Annotated in this window: 2 protein-coding genes; both read right to left on the bottom strand. The window is 65.7% G+C overall.

Annotated features, from left to right (window positions below; all coding sequences use genetic code 11):
- The coding region (locus CA983_RS44520; protein WP_086606186.1) for a helix-turn-helix domain-containing protein at window positions 1-392 on the bottom strand (392 nt) is incomplete at its 3' end.
- A partial coding sequence (locus CA983_RS44515) for a replication/maintenance protein RepL (protein WP_208637198.1) occupies window positions 389-731 on the bottom strand: 343 nt, incomplete at its 5' end. The genes CA983_RS44520 and CA983_RS44515, both read right to left, overlap by 4 nt.

The following is a 731-nucleotide window of genomic DNA, read 5'->3' as shown; positions in this document are numbered from 1 at the left end:
GTGCCGGTACGGGCGTCTCGGGCCCTCGGGGGCCGGATCTCGCCGGTGGGGAAGTTCAGCGGCCACACGAACGTGTCGGGATCCTTTAGGTGGTTGACCATATGGGACAGCGACTCGTAGCCGGCCAGCAGCGGGTGGATGAGCACGGTGCCCTTGCGCTGCCGCTCGCTCAGGATGCCCTTGTCCCGCAGCTGGCCGATCGCGCGCGAGACGACAGACTGGGTCAGCCCGAGGCGTTCGGCGATCTCCTGCTGCCGGATACGGACCAGGCCGCCGGGCTCCTGGCGGGCGGTGAGGACGTCGAACACGTCGCGGGCCGTCGGTGACAGGCACGCGTTCGGCAGAACCTCGAAGATCTCCGGGTTGTGGAAACCAGGGACGGTGCTGCTCATCGCGTGGCCTCGTTCCTCACGGTCGGAATGACGATCTCGTGCTCCAGGAGCACCTTCTCCAGCGACTTCACCAACCGCCGCTGCTTCACGCTGCCCCACCGGTAAGCGTAGAGCGGGTGGACCCGGTACACCCCTCGCCGCTCCTTCCAAGTGAAGTTGTGACGGCTCAGCTGGCTAATCGCGCGCGACACCTTCGACTGCGAGCACCCGAACTTCGCGGCAAGGCTGCTCTGGGTCATCTCCACCAGCGCCTGGTCATCGTGGTGGGTCTTCAGGTGGTCCAGCACGTTGCGGGACATCGTGCTGAAGTCGAACTTCCAAAGGTTGTCCTCGATGACC

Origin of the sequence: Streptomyces swartbergensis (genome assembly GCF_002148965.1) — a bacterium.
Classification (GTDB): Bacteria; Actinomycetota; Actinomycetes; order Streptomycetales; family Streptomycetaceae; genus Streptomyces; species Streptomyces swartbergensis.
This window is presented reverse-complemented; position numbering and strand designations above follow the sequence as displayed.